At 54.9% G+C, this 4,970-nt stretch carries 5 protein-coding genes; all 5 read left to right on the forward strand.

The window, feature by feature from the left end:
• The first annotated feature begins 68 nt into the window (after nucleotides 1–68).
• The gene (locus tag E1297_RS04300) at nucleotides 69–1,244 is read left to right on the forward strand and encodes an OmpP1/FadL family transporter (RefSeq protein ID WP_155134332.1); all 1,176 of its coding nucleotides are present in this window, start codon (nucleotides 69–71) and stop codon (nucleotides 1,242–1,244) included.
• 83 nt (nucleotides 1,245–1,327) lie between these two features.
• On the forward strand, nucleotides 1,328–1,858 hold the full coding sequence (locus tag E1297_RS04305) for a cupin domain-containing protein (RefSeq protein ID WP_155134334.1): 531 nt from the start codon (nucleotides 1,328–1,330) through the stop codon (nucleotides 1,856–1,858).
• Complete coding sequence (locus E1297_RS04310) at nucleotides 1,855–2,505, forward strand: alpha/beta fold hydrolase (protein ID WP_155134337.1); 651 nt, start codon at nucleotides 1,855–1,857, stop codon at nucleotides 2,503–2,505. Before E1297_RS04305 ends, E1297_RS04310 begins: the two co-directional genes overlap by 4 nt.
• A 141-nt stretch (nucleotides 2,506–2,646) precedes the next feature.
• On the forward strand, nucleotides 2,647–3,039 hold the full coding sequence (locus E1297_RS04315; protein ID WP_155134340.1) for a hypothetical protein: 393 nt from the start codon (nucleotides 2,647–2,649) through the stop codon (nucleotides 3,037–3,039).
• A complete protein-coding gene (locus E1297_RS04320; RefSeq protein ID WP_155134342.1) occupies nucleotides 3,026–4,897 on the forward strand; it encodes an acyl-CoA synthetase in 1,872 nt (623 codons plus the stop codon). Before E1297_RS04315 ends, E1297_RS04320 begins: the two co-directional genes overlap by 14 nt.
• The last annotated feature ends 73 nt before the right edge of the window (nucleotides 4,898–4,970 follow it).

The raw sequence follows: 4,970 nt of genomic DNA on the forward strand, positions 1-4,970 counted from the left end.
CTCGTTCTCACCCTGTTTGTCGCGCGGCAGTCCTCCTTGCCAAAAACAGGCATCTATAGGGGGAATGCATGCCGAGTATCCATATAAGTCTGTCTGCAAGCATCTGCGGTTTGACTGCAGCCTTGGCTGTTACAATCACGCCGTCTCCAACCGAAGCAGGTGGTTTCTGGCGTGGTGAGGCCGATACGGAAATCCTGTTCGTTGAAGGCAAAAGGGTTGTGCGACTTGGCGCCATCTACGCGTCACCCATGTTCGATTTCACGACAATCGGTGGCCTGCCCGCAACCGACACGAATTACTCGCAGAACTTCTGGTCGCCCAATCTCGGTTTCAAGCTTCAGATCTTGCCGAATCTTGCATGTGCGGCAACCTATTTCCGGCCCTTCGGTCAAAACGGAGAATATGGTCCGCAAGCCCTGACGGCTGAAACTGGTCAAGCGATTGCGGCTGGCGAGTTCCCGAATCCGACCACATCCTCGGATTTCAGAGTGGACGAATACGCAGGAACCTGTGCGCAGGCCTTTAAAATCGGGCCCGGCCGCATGCACCTGATTGGAGGGGTTTTCTATCACGATTTCGACTACATAAACCGAACCGTTTTAGGTGACATGGAGCTGAACGACGGAGGGTTTGGTTTCCGCGCAGGAGCGGCCTATGAAATCCCAGAATATGCGATGCGGGTTCAAATCATCTACCGATCAGAGGTTGATCACGATGCGCCTGGGACCTTTTATACGTCAGATCTTGGCCAGGCGGCGGGGCTACCTGGTTCCTTGCCTGCAACCGGCTATGGAACGTTGCCCCAGTCTATTGAAATCTACGCGCAAACGGGTGTTGCGGAAGACTGGCTGGTCTTCGGTGCACTGCAATGGACGCAATGGAGCGAGCTTCCCCAATTCGATTATTCGGTCCAGGGCCTCGGGGACGGCCGCGAGATTTTCAATTATTCTGACGGACTGGTGGTAGAGCTCGGCACCGGCCACGCATTCACGGATCAACTTGCGGGATTTGCAAGCCTGACATGGGACCAGGGTGTCGGAAGCGGCGCGGATATTGCGACCGACATGTGGATGGCCCGATTTGGTGCAGAGTACGACACGAGAAATGGTGTCATCGGCGCCGGTGTTGCTATTGCCCGAGTAAATGAAGGGAAGCAACGCTATGCTGACGGCGCTCCTTTCGACGCAACAGCCGACCCTGACTGGGCCTTCGGCTTTGGCGTCAATTTCACACTCCCTTTCTAGTTGGAAAATATCGGAACTTTCCATGGCGCCGGAAACGCCGCCGCATCAATGACCTTGTGCATTTGCCCCGGAGGAGGAACGGCATGAACTGCAGAAGAATTGTAACAGGACACGACGAAACGGGCGCTGCGGTGTTCTTGTGCGACAAGGATGTCGACCCTATCTTTCTCGATGCGATCCCCGGCTTCAGAACCCATGAAATCTGGAATACCGGCGCAGAGCGCGATATCCCCCACGGTGGCAAATTTCCGGAAATGAGAACCTATTTTCCGGATGAACAATCAACCATTTTCCGCAAGATTATCTTCCCCCCAACCGAAGAAGGTGAAAGCGGGATCGACTTGGCACCGGATTCAGTCACCGAAATCAATGCCAAACTGCCCGGCGCCCTCGATCACTTCGAACTTTCAGAACCCGGTATGCACACGACAGCTTCCGTCGACTACGGAGTTGTTCTCGACGGCGAAATCGAACTGGAGCTGGACCACGGTCAGAAAAAGCAACTCAAGGCCGGAGACGTCGTCATCCAGAATGGCACGCGCCACGCCTGGCGCAACCACTCGGGCAAACCTGCCGTCATGGTTTTCATCTTGTTGGGGGCGCGCAAAAAATGAACGTACCCTTTCAGATGTCTCTTCCGAAGGGATACAAGGCTCTCCATCCTGACCAGAACCTGAACTTCCAGTTGAACAGATGGCTACCTTACCTTCCTGTAGATGAAGTTCAATTAGTCGCAAACCAGATCAAGAGTTTACCGGATTTCAAACCGGTTATGCTGGCACAAGCAAGAAAAGCTGAGGCCGAAGACCGCAGGATAAATGCGGCATTCTACTATCGTGCAGCAGAATTCGTCACTCCGGCCAAGGACAAGGAAAAACAAGTCTTTTACCGCAAGTTCCGCGAATTGTTCGAAAGCCAGATTCCCGACGACACTTATATTCGCGCGGACATCACCTTTGATCGGGGAGCCCTTCCGAGCTTGTTGATTGAGCCGGAAGGGACGCAGGCTGTCGAAACTCTTGTCGTGCATGGTGGTTTCGATTCCTTTGTCGAAGAGCTGTATCCGCATGTTGCAATTTGCGCTCAAAAGGGCATGCGAATAATCATGTTTGAAGGGCCAGGACAGGGTGCAGCATTAAATGTGCACGGCCTTGCCATGATCCCGGACTGGCACCGGCCAGTTGCCGCTATACTTGATCATTACGGCGTAACGTCCTGCAGTCTGCTTGGTATTTCGTTGGGTGGTTGTCTGGCTCTCTGAGCTGCTGCCTTTGAGCCGCGCATCAAGCGTGTGATTGCGGACAACGTTTGCGAGGACTTTTTTGACGTTCTTGCAGCCCGCATGGGAGAACGCAAGGCGCGGCCTCTCAAGTTTCTCCTCAAACACGGATATCGTGGCGTCTTGAATAGGTTGCTTGAGAGGGCCGCAACACGTGACGAGACCCTCGCTTGGGCGATCGCCCATGGACGCCATGTCAGCGGTGCGGCCTCTGCATATGACTATTTGAAGTGGGCTCAGACAATCTCGACCCGGGATGTTTCTCATCTTCTGAAACAGGATGTTCTGTTGCTTGGGGCGCAGGAGGACCATCTGATCCCGCTTGCCCAGTTTTATAGTCAGCAACAAACCCTGACGAATGTCCGGTCCTTGACGGCACGTCTTTTCACTTCGCGCGAGCACGCATCAAGCCACTGTCAGGTCGGAAACACCGGACTATCGCTGGACGTCATCATCAATTGGGTCATGGAGAGCAAGCGTCAGACAGAGGAGCAACCTGCTCATGGGGCAATTTGATCTGGCAACGGTCCCGGTTATCCAGACGATATCTGATGTCGCACGGGTTGAGGAATGGCTTATCAAGAACCCGCCGCCGTTTTCGACAAGCTACGAATTGCTCGAATGGGCTGCCCGAAGTTACCCGGACCGGACCGCCATCCGCTTTATGGAAACACCGGCCCCGGACGCGCTCACGATTGATCTTTCCTATCGGGACCTGCTCCGGCGCGCCACACAGGCAGGGCACCTTTTCATGGAGCTGGGCGGCCGGGAGCCGGTAGTCTCCTCTCTTCTGCCAAATACGCCCGAAGGGCATCTGGCTCTGTGGGGAGCGCAAGCCGTTGGAACAATCAATCCGCTCAATCCGTTTCTTCAGGTTGAGAGCCTCATCGCCCTAATGAATGCGATCAATAGCGATCTTCTTGTTGTTACCGACCCCGGAGCTACATCGGCGCAGTGGCACAAGCTTTACCAGATTGTCAAAGAAGTAAAGAGCCTCCAGGCCGTACTTGTGACCCATGCAAACGATCAGCCCGGCGGGATGGATAACAAGCTGGACATTCCTCTTTTGAGCTTCAATGAAGCGCTTGAACCGCAACCCGTCATACCGCATCGCATCCGGAGTGGTGGCGACGATTCGGCTTATTTCCATACCGGTGGCACCACCGGGATACCTAAAATCGTGCGCCACACTCACAAGAACGAAATCGCCAATGTCGTGAGCGCGGCGGCCGCTTTTCCCGGACGCCCCGGAGATGTTTGTCTCGTCGGGTTGCCCCTCTTTCATGTGAATGCAGTCCTCGGTACCGGACTTTGTTCTTTCCTGAAAGGTCAAACCGTCCTGATCGCCACAGCTTCGGGCTTCAGAACTCCTGGCCTTGTCGACAGGTTTTGGGAGATTGTTTCTAGGCATCAGGTTGCCATGTTCTCCGCAGTTCCGACGGTTTTATCGATGCTGTTGGATGTACCAGGGAAAAAGCCCGATGCCGGTACCCTGAAACATGTCGTTTCGGGGGCTGCACCGCTTTCGGTCGCACTCGCAAACAGATTTGTTGCGGAAACCGGTGCGCGGCTGATTGAAAGCTACGGTCTCACTGAAGGCAGTTGCATCAGTACACTAAACCCTGTTCACGGGGAACAAAGGATCGGGTCCATCGGCTTTCGAGTGCCTGCGCAAGAACAACGGATCGTTGCCATCGCAGCAGATGGCACCATCATCCGGGATTGCGGCGCCTGTGAGGTAGGAAGCCTGTTGATACGGGGCGAAAATGTTTCCAGGGGCTATCTTGATTCCAGCAGAAATCCCGGTGTCTTCCTCGAAGGCGGATGGCTGAATACCGGAGACTTAGCGCGGCGCGACGCTGACGGTTATGTCTGGCTCACCGGACGCTCCAAGGATCTCATCATTCGCGGAGGGCACAATATCGATCCTTCGGTTATTGAAGAAGCCATGATGCAGCACCCTTCCGTTGGGCAGGCAGCCGCAGTCGGACAACCGGATGCGCATGCCGGGGAAGTGCCCTGCGTCTATGTGCAACTCAGACCCGACAGGCCGCAGGTTGATCCCGAAGACCTAAGGAACCACGCCAGAACGCATATCGCCGAGCGGGCGGCCATACCGGTATATATCGAGATCATGCCTTCCTTGCCTTTAACAGCGGTCGGCAAGGTGCTGAAGCCGGCACTTCGCCGGGAGGCGGTCAAACGGGTTGTCGCCGATGCTGTCTGCGAGATTGATCGTTTTGCAACTGTAGCTGCCGAAGAAAAAAATGGCTCGGGCATAGTGGTCATGGTCAAGAGTTCGGTCGAGCCTGCCGCCTTCGCCCCGGTTCTCGACAGATTTCCCTTTACCTGGCAGATCCATGAAACCTCCTGATCTGATAAACGCTTGGAGCGTGCGGGGGTGAATTCAGAAGTGAGTGCAACATGGTCGGCGGATTTGATATCCG

Source organism: Roseibium sp. RKSG952 (assembly GCF_009711355.1).

What these genes read in the sequence shown, in the direction of transcription:
- E1297_RS04305 (WP_155134334.1), top strand. Translation starts at nt 1,328, where the DNA reads ATGAACTGCAGAAGAATTGTAACAGGACACGACGAAACGGGCGCTGCG.
- E1297_RS04300 (WP_155134332.1), top strand. Translation starts at nt 69, where the DNA reads ATGCCGAGTATCCATATAAGTCTGTCTGCAAGCATCTGCGGTTTGACT.
- E1297_RS04310 (WP_155134337.1), top strand. Translation starts at nt 1,855, where the DNA reads ATGAACGTACCCTTTCAGATGTCTCTTCCGAAGGGATACAAGGCTCTC.
- E1297_RS04320 (WP_155134342.1), top strand. Translation starts at nt 3,026, where the DNA reads ATGGGGCAATTTGATCTGGCAACGGTCCCGGTTATCCAGACGATATCT.